16 protein-coding genes and 1 tRNA gene are annotated in these 16,873 nt (G+C 43.3%); 6 read left to right on the plus strand and 11 right to left on the minus strand.

Annotated features, from left to right (window positions below):
- Nucleotides 1–9 precede the first annotated feature (9 nt).
- The 8 genes from K429_RS0111980 to K429_RS0112015 form a co-directional block, all read right to left on the minus strand.
- Nucleotides 10–3,357, minus strand: coding sequence for a TonB-dependent receptor (locus tag K429_RS0111980; RefSeq protein WP_026367075.1), 3,348 nt, complete (start codon nucleotides 3,355–3,357; stop codon nucleotides 10–12).
- Between the two features lie 140 nt (nucleotides 3,358–3,497).
- Nucleotides 3,498–4,469, minus strand: a complete 972-nt coding sequence (locus K429_RS0111985) for a FecR family protein (RefSeq protein WP_007219208.1) — start codon at nucleotides 4,467–4,469, stop codon at nucleotides 3,498–3,500.
- A 78-nt stretch (nucleotides 4,470–4,547) separates the two neighbouring features.
- The gene (locus tag K429_RS0111990) at nucleotides 4,548–5,111 is read right to left on the minus strand and encodes an RNA polymerase sigma-70 factor (RefSeq protein ID WP_007211674.1); all 564 of its coding nucleotides are present in this window, start codon (nucleotides 5,109–5,111) and stop codon (nucleotides 4,548–4,550) included.
- A 241-nt stretch (nucleotides 5,112–5,352) separates the two neighbouring features.
- Nucleotides 5,353–5,426, minus strand: a tRNA-Ile gene (locus tag K429_RS0111995).
- A gap of 94 nt (nucleotides 5,427–5,520) precedes the next feature.
- Nucleotides 5,521–5,832, minus strand: a complete 312-nt coding sequence (locus K429_RS0112000) for a DUF4491 family protein (protein WP_007211684.1) — start codon at nucleotides 5,830–5,832, stop codon at nucleotides 5,521–5,523.
- Nucleotides 5,833–5,842: 10 nt separating this feature from the next.
- Nucleotides 5,843–6,307 (minus strand): Lrp/AsnC family transcriptional regulator, encoded by a 465-nt coding sequence (locus K429_RS0112005; RefSeq protein ID WP_007211685.1) that lies wholly within the window; start codon nucleotides 6,305–6,307, stop codon nucleotides 5,843–5,845.
- A gap of 191 nt (nucleotides 6,308–6,498) precedes the next feature.
- Nucleotides 6,499–7,365, minus strand: a complete 867-nt coding sequence (locus K429_RS0112010) for an FKBP-type peptidyl-prolyl cis-trans isomerase (protein ID WP_007211686.1) — start codon at nucleotides 7,363–7,365, stop codon at nucleotides 6,499–6,501.
- 20 nt (nucleotides 7,366–7,385) lie between these two features.
- Nucleotides 7,386–7,982, minus strand: a complete 597-nt coding sequence (locus K429_RS0112015; RefSeq protein ID WP_007211687.1) for an FKBP-type peptidyl-prolyl cis-trans isomerase — start codon at nucleotides 7,980–7,982, stop codon at nucleotides 7,386–7,388.
- Nucleotides 7,983–8,173: 191 nt separating this feature from the next.
- On the opposite strand from K429_RS0112015, the gene K429_RS0112020 reads away from it, so the two are divergent.
- On the plus strand, nucleotides 8,174–8,875 hold the full coding sequence (locus K429_RS0112020; RefSeq protein ID WP_007211688.1) for an NAD-dependent deacylase: 702 nt from the start codon (nucleotides 8,174–8,176) through the stop codon (nucleotides 8,873–8,875).
- 169 nt (nucleotides 8,876–9,044) lie between these two features.
- Here K429_RS0112020 and K429_RS0112025 read toward each other — a convergent pair whose 3' ends face one another.
- Genes K429_RS0112025 through K429_RS0112035 form a run of 3 tightly spaced genes read right to left on the minus strand, consistent with a single transcriptional unit; the run spans nucleotide 9,045 to nucleotide 12,320 of the window.
- Nucleotides 9,045–9,791 carry a glycosyltransferase family 2 protein gene (locus tag K429_RS0112025; protein WP_026367076.1) on the minus strand — a complete coding sequence of 249 codons (747 nt, stop codon included), beginning with the start codon at nucleotides 9,789–9,791 and terminating at the stop codon, nucleotides 9,045–9,047.
- Complete coding sequence (locus tag K429_RS0112030; protein ID WP_026367077.1) at nucleotides 9,784–11,049, minus strand: glycosyltransferase family 4 protein; 1,266 nt, start codon at nucleotides 11,047–11,049, stop codon at nucleotides 9,784–9,786. Before K429_RS0112030 ends, K429_RS0112025 begins: the two co-directional genes overlap by 8 nt.
- A complete protein-coding gene (locus K429_RS0112035; protein WP_026367078.1) occupies nucleotides 11,046–12,320 on the minus strand; it encodes a glycosyltransferase in 1,275 nt (424 codons plus the stop codon). The genes K429_RS0112030 and K429_RS0112035 overlap by 4 nt, the downstream gene beginning before the upstream one ends.
- Before the next feature lie 417 nt (nucleotides 12,321–12,737).
- Between K429_RS0112035 and K429_RS0112040 the strand changes: the two genes are divergently transcribed.
- From K429_RS0112040 to K429_RS0112060, 5 genes are read left to right on the plus strand one after another with little or no spacing between them, the layout of a single operon-like run.
- Nucleotides 12,738–13,589, plus strand: a complete 852-nt coding sequence (locus tag K429_RS0112040) for a hypothetical protein (protein WP_007211692.1) — start codon at nucleotides 12,738–12,740, stop codon at nucleotides 13,587–13,589.
- Complete coding sequence (locus K429_RS0112045; RefSeq protein ID WP_007211693.1) at nucleotides 13,586–14,338, plus strand: cytidylyltransferase domain-containing protein; 753 nt, start codon at nucleotides 13,586–13,588, stop codon at nucleotides 14,336–14,338. Before K429_RS0112040 ends, K429_RS0112045 begins: the two co-directional genes overlap by 4 nt.
- A 59-nt stretch (nucleotides 14,339–14,397) precedes the next feature.
- Nucleotides 14,398–15,438, plus strand: coding sequence for an N-acetylneuraminate synthase family protein (locus K429_RS0112050; RefSeq protein ID WP_026367079.1), 1,041 nt, complete (start codon nucleotides 14,398–14,400; stop codon nucleotides 15,436–15,438).
- Nucleotides 15,439–15,441: 3 nt separating this feature from the next.
- Complete coding sequence (locus K429_RS0112055; protein ID WP_026367080.1) at nucleotides 15,442–16,305, plus strand: glycosyltransferase; 864 nt, start codon at nucleotides 15,442–15,444, stop codon at nucleotides 16,303–16,305.
- 33 nt (nucleotides 16,306–16,338) lie between these two features.
- Nucleotides 16,339–16,839 (plus strand): HAD family hydrolase, encoded by a 501-nt coding sequence (locus tag K429_RS0112060; protein ID WP_026367081.1) that lies wholly within the window; start codon nucleotides 16,339–16,341, stop codon nucleotides 16,837–16,839.
- Nucleotides 16,840–16,873 lie beyond the last annotated feature (34 nt).

Below are 16,873 nucleotides of genomic sequence, written 5' to 3' on the forward strand. Positions count from 1 at the left end.
TTGGTTAAACTAAAATGAGAATCCAAGCCCCAAAGTAAATGTTCTTGGTAATGGGTATGAACCGCCATCAACGCCTGCGTTAATGTCACTATTGCCGCCATTGCTTGTGATATCCATAGTTCCTTCCGGATCATATCCTGTGTAAGACGTGATCGTAAACAGGTTTTGAGCACTCAGGGAGATTCTGATATCTGCAAATTTTGTTTTTGCTCTGGGGATTGTATATGCAATACTTATATTCTTTAATCTTAGATAATCAGCTTTTTCCAAATATTGAGCAGTTTCAAATCTGGAATTGATTGTCGAACTGAACGGGTTTGGTATTTTAGTATTTTGATTTTCGGGTGTCCATCTGTTATAATAACCTTCTTTAGAGGTGATAAAACGTGAATCACTGACACATTCATTGGTGAGATAGCGTGATAAATTCAAACGGTCAGCTCCCAGTGAACCTTGAAAGAATAAATTGAAATCTAAATTCTTCCATTTGATGGTATTATTCCATCCTAATATTACATCAGGAAATGCTTGTCCGATAATATCTGCGTCATCAGATTCCAATTTGTAATTCACATTTTTCTCCTTAAATTTGTTATCTCCTGGCTTTTGCCCCCATTTGGCTGCCTCTTCGGCCTCGTCAGTACGCCATAAACCTTCCCAAATATATCCATAGATACTACCTAATGGTTTTCCTACTTGCAATACGGCCGTATTGAGAGAAGCTTGGTCTAATTTTGTTCCCGGATGTAATCTTGTTTCATCTCCTAAACTGACAACTTCATTTTTTGAGTAGGATACATTAAATGTGCTTTCCCATATTAAATTTTTGTTTTGAATAGGAATTCCGGTTAAAGAGAATTCAATACCTCTGTTTTTCACTTCACCAAGATTTACCCAAGTGGTTCCTCCGCCATCATAGTATGGTATAGGTTTCTTTAGTAACAACCCGGTTGTATTCTTTTGATATAGATCGATATTTGCCAGAATTCTATTATTTGCAAATGCCATATCTAAGCCTAAATCATATTGAGTAGTTTTTTCCCATGTCAGATTAGGAGTGGCAGGTCCGGAAACTCCGTATCCGGGATAATCACTTGTACCTCCCCAACCATACTTCGACTCAGCTAGAAGCCCTAAGGTTGAATAGGCTCCAATGGCTTGGTTACCTGTATTGCCCCAACTCATTCTTAACTTTAAGACATCAAAAATATTGAGATTCTTTATAAAAGATTCTTCTGACATTCTCCAGGCAACGGCAACTGATGGAAAATTTCCCCATTTATTCTTACCTTGGAATTTGGAAGAACCATCTCGTCTAATAGTCGCAGTAAGTAAGTATCTATCTTTGAATTGATACATTGCACGTCCCATAAGTGAAACTAACGAAGAGCGTGAAAATGAATTGCTAAACAGATTCATATCTCCCAAACTCAAATTCCAAAAATCAACAGATTCTGTTCTCAGGTTAGCTACTTCATTAGACAATCCTGTAGTTGTTGATTGTGATAATTCTATGGCTCCCATAAGATTCAACTTATGTTCTTTCCATTCTCTTGCATAATTTATTTGATTTACATTATACCAGTCAAAACTATCGTTTTGATTATTATTTGCAGAATTGTTTTGAGCTCGTAAATCCTTTGCATTCGACTTCATCCAACGATTCTTGTAATCTTTATAATGGGCAGCACCTTGGAAATTCAAACTCAACCCTTTTACTGGTAATTGTACCATAAACTGTAAATTTGCTGCTAGATAATTAGTGTAACTTTCATCCAAATCTTGAGTTAATCGGCCATAAGGGTTATCTTTTGTTGAATTGATATTATCTCTCAACCAGTTTCCTTCTTCATCTTTTAATTTCAAGGTAGGACTATAGGTAATTGCATCTGCTATAATAGTTCCGACTCCTCCACGGGGACCATTTTTATTTGTTTTTCGTCTTACTGCATTTACGTCTAAGTTCATTTTCAACCAATTAGTTACATCAGCAGTTATATTAGACCGTAAACTGAATTTCTGACTTTTCGATTCCTTCAAAATGCCTTCTATGTCCATCATATTCATAGATACCAAATATTGAAGTTTCGGAATACCTCCTGAAATAGAGAGTTTATAATTTTGAGTATGAGCTGTTCTGAACATTAGATCTTGCCAGTCTGTACCTCCATTTTTTTTCCACTGAGTGATTTCATCCGGAGAAAAGAAATCTTGATTAGCCCCCTTTTCCCGACGATACTCATTATAGAATTCTGCATATTCACTTGCACTTAATAGATCTAGCTTTTTGGCAATGGTAGATATTGATTGTTCTGTTTCCAAGTGAATATTTGTCTTACCTTCAGCCCCTCTTTTGGTAGTGACCAGTATTACTCCGTTTGCACCGCGAGAACCATAAATAGCAGTTGCCGAAGCGTCTTTCAGGACCTCTATCGATTGTATGTCATTAGGAGCCAGATTGTTAAATAAATCGGTGTTAGGTACCCCATCTACAATATAAAGTGGTGAATTTCCACCATAAATAGAATTTGCACCACGTATACGAATTTGGGTACTCTGCTCTGGTGCACCGGAGTTTGTTATAACAACGACGCCGGGAATTCTTCCGCTTAAAGCTTGATCCAGTCGAGTCATTGGCTGGTCCTTTATATTTTTCTGTGAAATGGAAGAAACTGAACCTGTCAAGTCTGACTTCTTCACAGTTCCATAGCCAATTACAACCACTTCATCAAGCATTTCCATATCTTCTTGTAAAACAATTGTGATATGTTTGTTTGCAACTTTGGTGGTTTGAGTTTTGTAGCCAATGAATGAAACTTGAAGGGTATTTCCTAGTGAAGCTTGGATGGTAAACTTGCCATCTATATCTGTAATTGTACCTATTGATTTACCTATAACACTGACATTTGCACCTATAATCGGCTCTCCTTTTACATCAGTCACTATTCCTGTTATTTTTTCTTGTTGTATCTGATCTAATAAGCTGGTATTTTTCGATAAAATAATATAATCGTTTTCGAATTTATAGCCAATACCTACTTTCGCCAATGTCTCTTTCAAATATGAAGATACCTTAGCAGATTTATTTTGTATAATGACCTGCCGGTTGGTATCTATTTCGCGATTGCTATATACAACTAAGTAATCTGTCTGCTTTTCTATCTCTTCTATTAACTGACCTACAGATATAGAATTAGAAGGAAAGGTTATGACTGCGTTTTGTGCTTCTGTATTTATTGCCAGTAATTGGAGGGCACAAGCAAATAGCAAGAATAAAGAGATTTTCATAATTCTAAAATAATCTTTAAAGCTTTGATTTTGGACAATAAAGAGTGATAACAAAGGATTTATTTTCATATCTTTGTATTTAGAGTGAATACTAAAATTTTTTCCGGTGTTTACTTTCTACAGGCGACAGGTGGTGGTGCACTTGTCGCCTTCTTGATTATAATTCTATGTTTTCATGTGGATAATGTATTAAGGGTTAAACAATTGTATTACTTTAAGGTGATCACGTTATTTTCTTTGTCTATTTCAATTTTGAAATGATGTATCTTTTGAATGGTATGTAGTATTTTCTCTATTCCATCTCTTTGACGGAATTTACATGTATAATTTATATCTTTCAATTTGGGATTTGCAATATTGATTGTGACATCATAATATAGCTCCAATTTGTTAACAATGTCAGCTAAGCGTTCATTATTAAAGCTGTAGATGCCATTTCGCCATAATAGCATATCAGGATTTTTTATATTGCTGACTGTCAATTTCCCGTCTTGTGCAATGCTTTCTTCATTGGGCCTTAATATAACTTGCTTACTCTTGTAGAACACTTGAACGGCACCTTCAATCAGACTTGTCCTGATTTGTTTGCTATCCGGATAGCTATATACATTGAATTTTGTTCCTAATACTTGTATTTTCGCATCTTGAGCCGCTACGATGAAAGGTCTGTTTTTGTCTTTAGCTACTTCAAAAAAGGCTTCGCCTATAATGGAAACAGTTCTTTCCTTTCCATAAAAATGCGAGGGGTAGGTCAAGGTCGATTGAGCATTTAACCAGACCACGGTACCATCTTGCAAAGATATACAAGCACGTTGCCCGGCTGGTACATATAAAGTATTGGTTTGCACTTGGAAGTCATCTTGTAGCTTATGTGACATCTGCCAAATAGATAGCTGATATGTGCTTATCATTAAAATGAGTATTGCAGCTGCATATTTCATTGTTTTCACCAGCCAAATACGCATTTTTTTGCTTTTTATCCGTTTTTGGAAATGCTGATAGCTTGTTTCTCCCTCTTTCTTATCTTCTGTGTGTGAGGATAAGTTCAGTAATGCCTGGATATTCTGATACTCGGCAAACTGCTTTTTTAGCTCCTCATTTTTCTCTATTTCACGAAGAAGTAGCAACCTCTCATTGGGTGCTAGGCTGTTTTGGAAATATTTTAATATACGTTCATCCATCTTTTTATGACTTAATTCATAGTATAGACGAATGTAGAAAAAGAATCCGCTAAAAGCAAATCACTTTTTTTGTTCAGGTTACAAATAATACAGAAAGATAAAAAGAGGAAAATAGTCTTTTAGTTCGTTTCGTAGCTTTTTATAGGCAATTCCCATCTGAGTTTCAACCGTATTAATTGAAATGTTCATCTCTTCTGCTATTTCCTTTTGCTTTTTGCCCTCTATCTTACTTTTCAAAAATATCTCTCTACATCTTTCAGGCAGCGAATCTATTACTTTAGAGAGCAATTGTTCTACATCATCTTTTTCAAAAATCCCTTCATCTAATTCTCCTAAAGAATAATATTTCATTTGTAAGGTCAATCTATATTCTTCCTGCATTTTATTTTCTACTTCTTTCTGCACTATTTTGTGCCGTAGAAAGTCAATGCAACGGTTTTTTATAGAAGTGAATAAATAGGCCAGAATATTGATAGGTAGTGGCAATAGTTCTTTCTTTTCCCAAAAATCGAGGAAAACATCTTGTACTATATTCTCTGCATCTTCATCCGATAAGACATATTCTCGGGCAAAACGTTTCATTTTCGAGAAATAAGAAAGATAAATCTGTTCAAAATCAATATGTTGTTTCTCTAGTATCACCTTTCATTTTTTAGATTATGGGAGCAAATATAATAAGTTTAGAATGATAAGCAACTCATAAAATGAGTTTTTTCTCTTATTATACTTTTTAGGAGTAAATTCTAAATTGCTTGGTTTGGGGGCAACAATAGGTCAACAATTGCCTAACTTGAGACTAAAACTACTAAAACAACGGACTTATAACTGGAGGGGTATTACAAAAAAAAGGCTGTATTCCCTTAGGAATCAGCCTTTTTCTTCGTGGACCAGCCTGGGCTTGAACCAGGGACCTCCAGATTATGAGTCTGTTGCTCTAACCAACTGAGCTACAAGTCCGGTGTTATCCTATCGGATAGCGGGCACAAAAATAGTATATTCAGTTGAAATATGCAAACCTTTCGGGCAAAATATACTGTTTGTTGCTTTGTTTTTAGAACTTATACGTACGTTTGGGGTTCTTGGGGAACCAACCTTTCTTTACGCGGTCTTCTTGTTCAAAGACCTCCTTGATGGTCCAGAACGAAGAGAAAGCAAATACGCCCAAGAGGGACGCAATCAAGATATTCTCTACGCAAAGCGAGGCCACAACGCCCCCGATGCCCAATACAAGAAAAATCCACCAGCACTTGGTACCCCAATAATACTCGGCTTTCACTACCACAGGATGAAACAATCCAATGATAAGAAATGTACAAATGCCGATGAACAGTCCCGAAAGATGATATTCGTTTAAGAATTCCATAAATTATCTGTTATTTCTCCGGGCAAATAGGAATTTCCTTCTTGATACTTTGCTCCAGTGAAATCAACGTTTCGGTAGCGGTTACACCCGGAATTTCTTGCATTTTGTTATTCAGCAAGTCCATCAGATGCTCGTTATCGCGTGCATATACTTTCGTCAGCATCGTGTAAGGACCCGTAGTGAAGTGGCATTCCACGATTTCCGGTATTTTCTCCATTTCGGCAACCACTGATTTGTACATGGAACCCTTCTCTAACTTGATACCTACATACGTGCAGGTTCTGTAGCCCAGAGATTTTGGGTTCACATGATAACCGGAGCCGACAATGACGCCTAAATCTATCAAACGTTGCACACGTTGATGAATGGCAGCACGTGATACGCCACACTCAGCAGCTACATCTTTGAAAGGAATGCGGGCATTCTGAGAGATGATTTCCAGAATCTGCCGGTCAAGATTGTCTATTTTTTCCATAATACAATTTGTGTAAGTTCTTGTTTTTATCAAATAGTAAGCAAATATAGGACTTTATTTTAATTTCTCTATATAAAAGGAGGAAAAAATAGGGAAAGAGTAAAAAAGAAGCGGGCGAAGCAGATGTTTTTGTTTACATCCGTTTCGCCCGCTAAGTCTGTACCGTTGAAGAAAAAATCTTCGGCTGATACTTATTTTTCGATGCCGACGAGCTCTACTTCAAAGATCAAGGTAGAGAACGGTTTGATCTGACCGCCGGTTTCTCTGCCACCGTAACCCAGTTCCTGCGGAATATAAAGTTCCCACTTAGAACCTACAGGCATCATTGTGAGGGCTTCTGTCCAGCCTTTGATAACTTGGTTGGCACGGAAAGTAGCAGGTTCGTTGCGCTTGTAAGAACTGTCGAATTCAGTACCGTCAATCAAAGTACCCTTGTAGTTTACTTTCACTTTGCTGGTGTCAGCAGGGATTGCGCCTGTACCCTTGGTGATGATTTTGTATTGTAGACCGCTCGGAGTAGTTACAACACCTTCTTTACCTTTGTTTTCAGCGAGGTATTTTTCACCGGCAGCTTTGTTGTCAGCGTATTTGACAGCTAAAGCTTTTTCCTTGATGGCTTCCATACCGTCGCGCATGTAAGCTGTAGCAGCTTCTTTAGTCATAACGTTGCTCTTGTCTGTGATACCTGCGATGAAACCTGCCAACAGGTTTTCACGGCTGATAGTCTGAGTAGAGTCGCCACCGAAGATTTGTTGGTTGAAGCCTTCTACCCATTGTTTGCCTACCATCTGACCAATTTGCATACCGGTCATGTAAGCAACGTCTTTCTTGCTGGTTTTAGCAGCGCCTTCGTTGAAACCTTTGATGAATTCAGCCATCTGAGTAGTGTCAACGCCTTGTTGCATCAGGTACTGAGTCAGACCTTCTGTACGAGCCATACCGATGGCATAAGACAATGAGTCAACATCTGTTTTCAGATTTGCTTTCGGGCTTTGTGCAGTACAGGAAGCTAAACCTGCGCCTACTGCAAGAGCCATGATAAATGTTACTTTTTTCATTTTGCTTTTACTGTTTATTTTTATTTTTGGGATAATATTTCGAGTAATTCTACTTCAAAAATCAATGTGCTGTGAGGCGGTATCATTTCGCCCGCACCTTGTGCGCCATAGGCAAGATCGGAAGGAATATAAAGTTTCCACTTGGCACCTTCGGGCATCAACTGAAGCGCTTCCACCCAGCCGGGGATAACCTGGTTCACACCGAATACGGCGGGTTGTCCGCGTTTGATAGAACTGTCGAACAGGGTTCCGTCAATCAGTGTGCCTTCGTAGTGGCATTTCACTTGGTCGGTGGCTTTTGCATAAGTGCCTACCTTGCCTTCGTTGATGACTTCGTATTGCAGGCCGCTTGGCAAAGTAACCACATTAGGGCGTTTCTTGTTTTCTTCCAGGAACTGTACGCCTTGCTCTATGCTGGCTGCATTCATTTTCTCTTCCAGTTCTGCGAAGTATTTGTTTACTATATCGCGTGCCTCTGCGTGTGAGATGGCGGTTTTGTTTCCTTCCAGTATGTCTTTGATAGCTTGTGCAAAGTCATCTACTTCGATGCCTTTTGCACCCATACTTAATAAATTTTGACCTATTCCGAGGCCGATAGCGTAACTGAATTTATCCATATATCTTTGGGGTTGAGACTGAAAGTATTATCTCTTTCAATCAGTTGCAAAATTACAAGTCGCAAAAGTAAGTGTTTTATTTGAATGATTTATGCTTTTAGGTTTTAAATTTTCTTATATCTGTGGCAACTTCGGCAATCTTCTGTATTTTTGTAGAAAAGAAACTGCTATAATAGAAAGGAGATTTTGGTATGAAGAAGAATTTAGTGATTTTATCCGGTGCCGGTATGAGTGCCGAGAGTGGTATCAGTACGTTTCGGGACGCAGGCGGATTGTGGGACAAATATCCGGTGATGCAGGTAGCCAGTGCCGAAGGATATGTGCGCGATCCGGAGCTGGTGATAAACTTTTATAACGAGCGCCGTAAGCAGTTGCTTGATGTGGAGCCCAATGCAGGGCACATCGGACTTGCCGAGCTGGAGAAGGACTTCAACGTGACGGTGGTTACGCAGAATGTGGATAATCTGCACGAGCGCGCCGGGAGCACGCGCATCATTCATCTGCATGGTGAACTGACGAAGGTGTGTTCCAGTCGTGACCCTTACAATCCTCGCTACGTAAAGGAATTGAAACCGGAAGAATATGAGGTGAAGATGGGTGACAAGGCGGGCGACGGTTCGCAGTTGCGTCCGTTTATTGTTTGGTTTGGTGAGGCGGTGCCGGAGATAGAAACGGCTGTCGACTATGTAGAGAAAGCGGATATCTTTGTGATTATAGGTACTTCGATGAATGTATATCCGGCAGCGGGACTGCTGAACTATGTGCCTCGAACGGCAGAAGTATATCTGATTGATCCGAAACCGGTGGATACGCACTCAATGAGGCAGATACATATCATTCAGAAGGGTGCTTCGGAAGGAGTGAAGGAGCTGAAGAAACTATTGTCTGTTTGATGCTATCAGTTTCTCCATTTGGAACTGTTAGTTTCATGCCGTGAAACTTCCTGTTTCAATAGGTGAAACCAACAGTTTCATGCCTTGAAACTGTGAGTTTCACGGCATGAAACTAAGACTTGAATGCGGGGTTGCGGATTACTTGCCGTAAGGTGTTGAAAGCCAGGTACTATTTCTTCAGCAGCAGACGGAATACAAACCATGCATGGTGCGCCACGGTACTTATCAGTCCATAGTGCTTCGCCATGATGCGGAAGCGTTCCCGCAGGGAAGCCTTTTGGTTCTGCGTCGTCATACCTTCTTCCAGATAATCGATAAGCGTGAGATGCGTGTTATGCAGCGTCCGCGCTTTTTTCATGATGCGGATGCACCAGTCGAAGTCGGCGGAGAAGCGGTATTGCATATCGTATGGTACCGCCAGGCTCCGTTTGGCGAAGAATGCCTGATGGCAAACGAGCATACCTTGCCTGAAACTCTTCCATGTCAGCACTTCGGGGGCGGAGAGGCGGCGCATACGTAGGAAATGCCTTTCTTTATCTACTAAAGCGGTTTCGCCATATAGTACGTCCGGCAGTTCGCCGATTCCTAAAGTATGCACCATTTGTTGCAGGGTGTCGTCTTCATGGAAACTGTCTCCGGCATTCAGGAAACAGAGGTAGTCGCCCGTTGCCAGGTGGATGCCTTTGTTCATGGCATCATACAATCCTTTGTCCGGTTCGCTGACAAGCAGGGTGATACGGTCGCGATACCTTTCGGCAATGGCGAGGGTGCGGTCTTTGGATGCACCGTCTATGATGATGTACTCTACGTGGTGGTAGGTTTGTGAGATAACGCTCTGTATCGTGTCTTCCAATACGGCCTCGGCATTGTAGGTCACGGTGATGATGCTGAACGTGGGTGTGGGACGGTTATGCATGTCTTCCGGTTATTTTGTTATAAACGTCGATGTATCTCTTGGCAATGGCACTTTCCGAATAATTGGAAACGGCTTTCCGGCAGGCTTGCTCGGAGAGGGTGGTATATTCGGGCTCGGTCAGTATCCAGTAGATGCCGTTGGCAAAATCCTCGGCTGATTTGTATTGTGCCACGTAGCCGTTGTGCAGATGGTCTATCATCTCCGGTATGCCGCCTACGTTGAATCCTACGCAAGGGATACCGCAGGACATGGCTTCCATAATGGTGTTTGGCAGGTTCTCTTCCAGCGATGAGGTGACGAAGAGGTCGACGGCGTTGTAGATATCTACCAACTGATGTTCATTGCTGACGAAGTCGAGCGGATAAACCTTAAAAGGCAACATATTCTGTAACTGTTGCGACTGGTTGCCAAAGGCCACTACACCCAGTTGGTCTTTCAGTTCCGGATGCTTCTCTGCCAAGAGTTTGCAGGCTTTAATCATATATTCCACTCCCTTCCGGGTATCCATTATCTTCACTGAACCGAACAGAACCAGTTTGCTGTCCTGCGGAAGCCTGCATTTCTCCCGTGCGGCTTTTTTGCTGTGCGGCTTGAAGAGATTGGTGTTGATAGGATTGGGGATACTGGTAATGGCATGTCCGCTGAAAAGGGCACTCTTCCGAGCGCGTTCTTCCAGCCAGTGGCTACAGGCTACAAAGTTTATATGACGGCCCTCATATAACTTTTGCTTTTTGAGGAAGATGCGGTGGGAGAGGTCTTTCTTCCGGCTTCCGTTGTGGATGAAGGGGCAATGATGACACTCCTCTTCGTAATGCGTACATCCGCCGGAGTAGTGGCAGATGCCGGTACAGGGCCACATATCGTGCATGGTCCAGACTACGGGCTTGCCCGAAGCCAGAATTTTCTCGATGTTCTTTAAAGAAAGCATCCCCTGGTTGATCCAGTGGAGATGTATGATGTCCGCTTGCTGAAACTCCGGCAAGTTGGTGATGTCCGTGCCGGCGTTGGCAATGTCTACGGCGAAGAGGTGGTTTCTGTTGAAATGGTTGGCTTTCCAGATAACGATTCGCTCCCATACGAACTTCCATACCATGCGCAGGTTGTGGGGCAACTCCACTACGGTGATCTGTTCGGTCTGTTTGTCGCGCACCAATAGCTTGGCTTTGATGCCGTTATTCTTGAGGGCTTCCATGAGGCGGCTTGCGGCTACGGCGGGGCCGCCTATCTTTTCTGTTGTATTGATAAGTAGTATTCTCATTGTGTTACCTTTCTTCTGATTAAGTTTTGGTAGAGATTGAGATATTGCTTTGCAACGACTTCACCGGAGTATTTCCTGAATACTTCGCTTCGCATATTTTCTTTGGAGATGGCTGTCCGGGCTTCGGATATTCCCCATCGGATGCCTTCTGCCAGGCTGTCGGCAGAGAGGTAGTCGGCCAGGAAGCCGTTCTCTTTGTGGCGGATAATGTCGGCCTGTCCGCTGTTGCCGAAAGAAACCGGAATGCAACCACAGGCTTGGGCCTCGATCAGAGTCTGACCGAATGTCTCATAGAAAGAGGCGGATACGGTGACGTCTGCGGCGGAATATAGTTGCGAGAGTTTGTTTGTATCGCCTATTCGTCCCAGATAGGTGTAGCTGACGGGGATGGAGTTGAGAAGTTTCTCCGGATATTTGATCTTGCCGAACAGTGCCAGGTGAAGTTTTTCCTGCGGGAATTGCTTCTTTTCAATCAATAACCGGATGGCCTGGAGCAGATATTCCACTCCCTTGATCGGATCGTCGATGCGGGCGGCTCCGAACAGAATGATATGTTTATCGGGCAGGGACAGTTCCTTTCGGGACAGTTCTTTGTCCATCATTCGGAAGTCGGTAGGCGAGAGTGTATTAGGGATCACAGATACAGGTTTCTCTTTAAGTAGGGTGCTTTGCTGTATTTGTGAGGAAAGCCATGTGCTGACTGCGACGATATTCAGGGGGCTGGCATGACTGAATAGTTTTTGTTTCTTCTTGAATACCCGGTGCGCCAGATCGTTGTTGCCTGGGAAGCGCAGGAAGCGGCAGTTTCTGCATTCGCTTTTGAAGAGGGTGCAGGTATGGGCATGGTGGCAGATGGCGGTACATTCCCACATATCGTGCAGGGTCCAGACAACGGGCTTGCCCGATTCGAAGATTTCCTGTATATTGTTCAGTGAAAGCATTCCCTGGTTTATCCAGTGGAGGTGTATGATGTCGGCTTCCCGGAAGGCAGGCAGTTTGGTGACGTTGAAGCCTGTATTGGCTATGGAGACGGTAAAGAGATTCTTCCGGCTGAAGAGATTATTCGTCCAGATAACCAGTCTTTCCCAGAGGAAAGTGCATTTCTTTTGCCAGTCTTTGCCTACAGGGATCACCTGTTCCGATTGGCTTTCCTTGTGCAGGACGAGCATCTTCACGTCTGTTCCCGCTGTATGGAGCGATTCCATCAGGCGTCTGGCGGCAATGGCGGCTCCGCCTGTTTTCTCGGACGTATTGATTATAAGTACTCTCATGTTGCGGAATGTTTTGGCAAAAGTACAGCTTTTACCGCTTTCTATCCACAAATTCGCGGTTTTTTTAGCCAGTAACCGCTAAAGTATCTATCTTTGCAGGAGAATAAATTAGCTACAAGTTACAGGCTACGAGCTACGAGTGGCTGCGTTGTGATTGGAGGGGAAAGATTCTGTTTATAAGTGTTCAAGAGGATGATTACGGGACACAAGTGTTTGATTTGTACCGTGCAAGTGTTGTGGAAATGTATTGCAGGTGTTACGTAAATGTTTTGCAAGTGTTGCAAATGAACCGAATAAGCGTTGTGAATCTGCCGTTTAAATGATGCCACATGGTAGGGCGAATAATTGTTCGCAGGTAGTCTGAAAGTACTTGGTATTTGTAGTTCATAAACTATAGCTCGTAACTTTTATAACAATATGGGAGAAAAAGGTTTGAAATGGTTGGAACAGCTTTGGCAGTGCTTCCTCAGTATAGTGAAAATCCTGTTGCAGTCCAAGTGGCGCACGCGCTTGCCGTCTTCTTTCAGTAATCCGGATGAATTGCTGATATTGGCTAACGGCCCTTCGCTGAACCGCACGGTAGAAGATTCGACGGATTTCATCAAGGGAAAAACCTTGTTGGCAGTGAACTTCTGTGTAAGTTCTCCTATGTTCGAGCGTCTCCGCCCCGAACTTTATCTGATTGCAGACCCGCTGTTCTGGATCGTTCCCGAGAAGCGTATACAGCTTTTCAAGACAATGGCCGAGAAGACTACCTGGGACATGAACTTCTTTGTCCCTGCCCGTGCCCTGAAGAATAAAGAATGGCAACCCTTACTGGCGGGTAATCCCCACATCAAGCTCTATGTTTATAATACAACGCCTATCGAAGGCTTCCAGGGTTTCTGCAACTGGATATTCCGCAAAGGCTGGGGCGTTCCCCGTCCGCATAATGTGCTGATACCTTCTATCGCTATGGGATTGCGCCTGCCTTTCAAGAAAATCTATTTGGCAGGTGCTGACCATTCCTGGTTGCCGGAGATCACCGTAACGGACGACAACGTAGTACTGATGCACCAAAAGCACTTCTACGACCAGAATAAATCGCAGGCCGAAACCGTGAAACAGGAAAACTTGAACAGTGCCCGGCTTCACATTATTCTCTATCACATGCACGTAGCCTTCAAGTCCTATTTTATACTCGAAGCCTACGCACGCCGGCTGGGTAAGGAAATTGTCAATGTCACTCCCGGCTCTTATATCGACGCTTTTAAACGGATGAAATTATGAAAGATGGAATAATCATTCAGGCACGCACCGGTTCTACCCGGCTGCACAACAAGATTCTGCTCCCCTTCTATGGCGAACAGCGCATCATCGACATTCTGATAGCCAATATCAAACAGGCTTGTCCGGACAAATGTATTGTACTTGCCACCACCAATCGCCCGCAGGACGACGTGCTTGCCGAAACCGCCCGTCAGGCGGGTATCCTCAGTTTTCGTGGCGACGAGGACAATGTACTCGACCGCTTTATCCGTGCTGCCGAAGTTTTCGGTATCAACCGCTTTATCCGTGTTTGTTCGGATAATCCGTTCCTTCGTCCCGAAACTTTCAATACCTTCTTTGCCGAACACAATTTCTGTCCGGCAGATTATATCGCCTATGGCTTTGCCGATGGGCGTCCTACCATCAAATCCCATTTGGGCTTATATTCCGAGTTGACAACGATTGACGCTCTGCGTCGTGCCGCCGTTTCTACGCAAGAGAAACTTTACATCGAGCATGTCACTATCTATCTCTATACGCATCCCGAAAAATTCAAGGTGCGTCTGCTTCCGTTGCCGGCTGAGTTGGAAGGGCGTTTCGATCTTCGTTTCACTCTCGATACGATGGAAGACTTCACCTTGCTACAGGAACTTTATGCCACCTTCCATGAGAAGACCGACCGTAGTGTGCATGCCCTGTTGCAACTGGTGCAATCGCATCCCGACTATCGTGCCAGAATGTTGGAGAATATTGCAAGAAATGAAAAATAGCTCATGTATACCTTCTACCGTCGTGCAGCCAAGTGTAATTCGTAATTTATAATTCGTAAATGAATAGTACTTATATAATAGGAGAAATCGGACAGAACCATAACGGTTCCGTCGATATAGCCAAACTGATCGTAGACCTGGTGTCCCGCCCTGTTCGTGAAGAAGTGTTCAATATAGAACTTCGTCCGATGGATGCGGTGAAATTGACTAAACGGGATTTGAATGAAGAACTGACGGACTCACAGATGAACCGTCCGTATGATTCTCCCCATTCTTTCGGACGTACCTATGGCGAACATCGTGCTTTTCTGGAGCTGACGGACGAGGAACACTTCGAAGTGTATAGGCACGCCAAGTCTTTAGGGCTTGATTTCGTGGAAACACTTTGCTCCAAAGGCTGCCTCTCTTTGCTGAAACTCTTCACGCCCGACCGTCTGAAAGTGGCAAGCCGCGATCTTACCAACCTGCCGTTGCTGGAAGTGATGGCTGAAACCAAGATACCCATTATTCTGTCTACCGGCATGGCAGGCGGAAAAGAACTGGATGATGCTTTGGAGGTGATTACCCGTTATCATAACAACATATCTATCTTGCATTGTGTATCCCAGTATCCTACCCAGCCTGATAATCTGAATCTGAAGACTATCACCTATCTGAAACAGCACTACGGGCAGTATTGCATCGGCTTCTCCGACCATACCATCGGTATTGCCGCTCCTATCGTTGCCGTGGGTATGGGTGCGGAAATCATAGAGAAGCATGTCACCATCGACCGCCGTATGAAGGGAACCGATCAGCAAGGTTCTCTTGGCCCCGACGGTGTGAACCGCATGATACGTGATATCCGTATTGCCGAACGTTGGCTGGGAAAAGAAGAACTGTATATCGACTCTTCCGTTGCCTCGGCAAAGGTGAAACTGGAGCGTTCCATTGCAACGAATAAGACGCTGCATCCCGGAGATATCATTACCGAACAAGATATCCATCTGTTGAGTCCCGGTGACGGCTTTAAGTGGGTGGAGCGTGCGAAAGTGGTAGGGCATAAAGTACTGAAAGAAATTCCCCGGAATGAGATTATCTATCCGGATGTCATCCGATAATTTATGAAACTCTTAGGCATAGTCATCTTATATTATCCGGATGATTCGGTAGTAAAGAATATCGCTACCTATCTTGCTCAACTGGATGAATTGATGTTGTGGGATAATACTCCGGCAACAGATCGCAGGGATCTGGATTTGGATTCTTTGGGAGACGGGAGAGGGAAAATCATTCTGGATGGTTGCGGTGAAAATCTGGGCATTGGTTCTGCGCTGAATAAGGCGGTGGCGTATGCCCGTGCAAATGGATTTACGCATCTGCTGACCTTGGATCAGGATAGCTGTTTCGGTGGGCGGAACTTCGAAAGCTACCTTCGGGCAATCCGTAACTATGGTGAGGACAAGGCTGCCATTTTCTCTACCAATTATTTCATTAAATCCCAGCAAACCACCATGTATCCGCCAACGGACTCTGTGGATGAAGTGTATTCGGCAATGACTTCGGGAAGTATATATCCGGTTAGCCTGTTCGATACTTTGGGCGACTTTATGGAATCCCTCTTTGTCTGGGGAGTGGATTGTGAGTTTTGTTGGAGGGCTAAAAGGAAAGATATTCCCGTTTTATGCTTCAAGAATATTCTGCTGACACACGATTTGGGTTATCAGAAGAAGAAAAGGCGTTTGCTGGGAAAAGAAGTATTTCCTAATGAATACGGTCCGGCCCGTTCCTACTATAATGTGCGCAATGGTATTCTTCTGCATCGTCTGTATCCAGAGGCATTGAATTTGAAGTCGCATTTGCGCTATCATTTTTATAAGCGTGTGGTTTTTATCATACTGTATGAGCGGCAGAAGTTCAGTAAGTTGTGGGCATTGTTGTGTGGCTATCGCGATGGGCTGAGGGGAAAGAGTGGGAAGTGGAAATAAATGATTGTATCATCTGAATAAAAAGAAAAAACTATGTTACCAAAGTTAGTGATTACTGATATTGATGGTGTGTGGACTGATGGTGGAATGTACTATACCGAACAGGGCGATGTGATGAAACGCTTCTCCGTGAAAGACGGCTGGGGAGTTATTTTCCTTCGCAAGCTGAATATACCTGTAGCCATTATGACGGGTGAGAATACGCAGATTGTTCAGAAGCGTGCTGATAAACTGAAGATAGATTACTGCTACCTGGGGGTGAAAGATAAAGTGGCACAGGCGGAAGAATTATGTCGTGAGTTGGGCATTACGTTGCAGGATGTTGCCTTCATCGGTGATGATGTGAACGACTTGGCTCTGCTCCGTAAGGTTGGATTCAGCGCTTCCCCCAGTAATACACCGGATTATGTGAAACGTGAGGTCGATTACGTCACCGCACAGCATGGGGGCTTTGGTGCCTTTCGTGAGTTTGTGGAGAAACTGCTTTCTGATAATGGGATGCTTGAAGGAGTGCTTCAGCAGTTTCTATCCTGAGGTTTTTTCCCTACTTTGTAGACCTTGATTTCCC

It is taken from the genome of Bacteroides sp. 14(A) (assembly GCF_000526555.1).
Lineage (GTDB): Bacteria > Bacteroidota > Bacteroidia > Bacteroidales > Bacteroidaceae > Bacteroides > Bacteroides cellulosilyticus.

Coding starts and splice junctions, on each gene's coding strand:
- K429_RS0112045 (WP_007211693.1), top strand. CDS start 13,586: ATGAAAGATGGAATAATCATTCAGGCACGCACCGGTTCTACCCGGCTG.
- K429_RS0112055 (WP_026367080.1), top strand. CDS start 15,442: ATGAAACTCTTAGGCATAGTCATCTTATATTATCCGGATGATTCGGTA.
- K429_RS0112010 (WP_007211686.1), bottom strand. CDS start 7,365: ATGAAAAAAGTAACATTTATCATGGCTCTTGCAGTAGGCGCAGGTTTA.
- K429_RS0112005 (WP_007211685.1), bottom strand. CDS start 6,307: ATGGAAAAAATAGACAATCTTGACCGGCAGATTCTGGAAATCATCTCT.
- K429_RS0112000 (WP_007211684.1), bottom strand. CDS start 5,832: ATGGAATTCTTAAACGAATATCATCTTTCGGGACTGTTCATCGGCATT.
- K429_RS0112060 (WP_026367081.1), top strand. CDS start 16,339: ATGTTACCAAAGTTAGTGATTACTGATATTGATGGTGTGTGGACTGAT.
- K429_RS0112025 (WP_026367076.1), bottom strand. CDS start 9,791: ATGCATAACCGTCCCACACCCACGTTCAGCATCATCACCGTGACCTAC.
- K429_RS0112040 (WP_007211692.1), top strand. CDS start 12,738: ATGGGAGAAAAAGGTTTGAAATGGTTGGAACAGCTTTGGCAGTGCTTC.
- K429_RS0112050 (WP_026367079.1), top strand. CDS start 14,398: ATGAATAGTACTTATATAATAGGAGAAATCGGACAGAACCATAACGGT.
- K429_RS0111980 (WP_026367075.1), bottom strand. CDS start 3,357: ATGAAAATAAATCCTTTGTTATCACTCTTTATTGTCCAAAATCAAAGC.
- K429_RS0112020 (WP_007211688.1), top strand. CDS start 8,174: ATGAAGAAGAATTTAGTGATTTTATCCGGTGCCGGTATGAGTGCCGAG.
- K429_RS0112035 (WP_026367078.1), bottom strand. CDS start 12,320: ATGAGAGTACTTATAATCAATACGTCCGAGAAAACAGGCGGAGCCGCC.
- K429_RS0112030 (WP_026367077.1), bottom strand. CDS start 11,049: ATGAGAATACTACTTATCAATACAACAGAAAAGATAGGCGGCCCCGCC.
- K429_RS0111985 (WP_007219208.1), bottom strand. CDS start 4,469: ATGGATGAACGTATATTAAAATATTTCCAAAACAGCCTAGCACCCAAT.
- K429_RS0112015 (WP_007211687.1), bottom strand. CDS start 7,982: ATGGATAAATTCAGTTACGCTATCGGCCTCGGAATAGGTCAAAATTTA.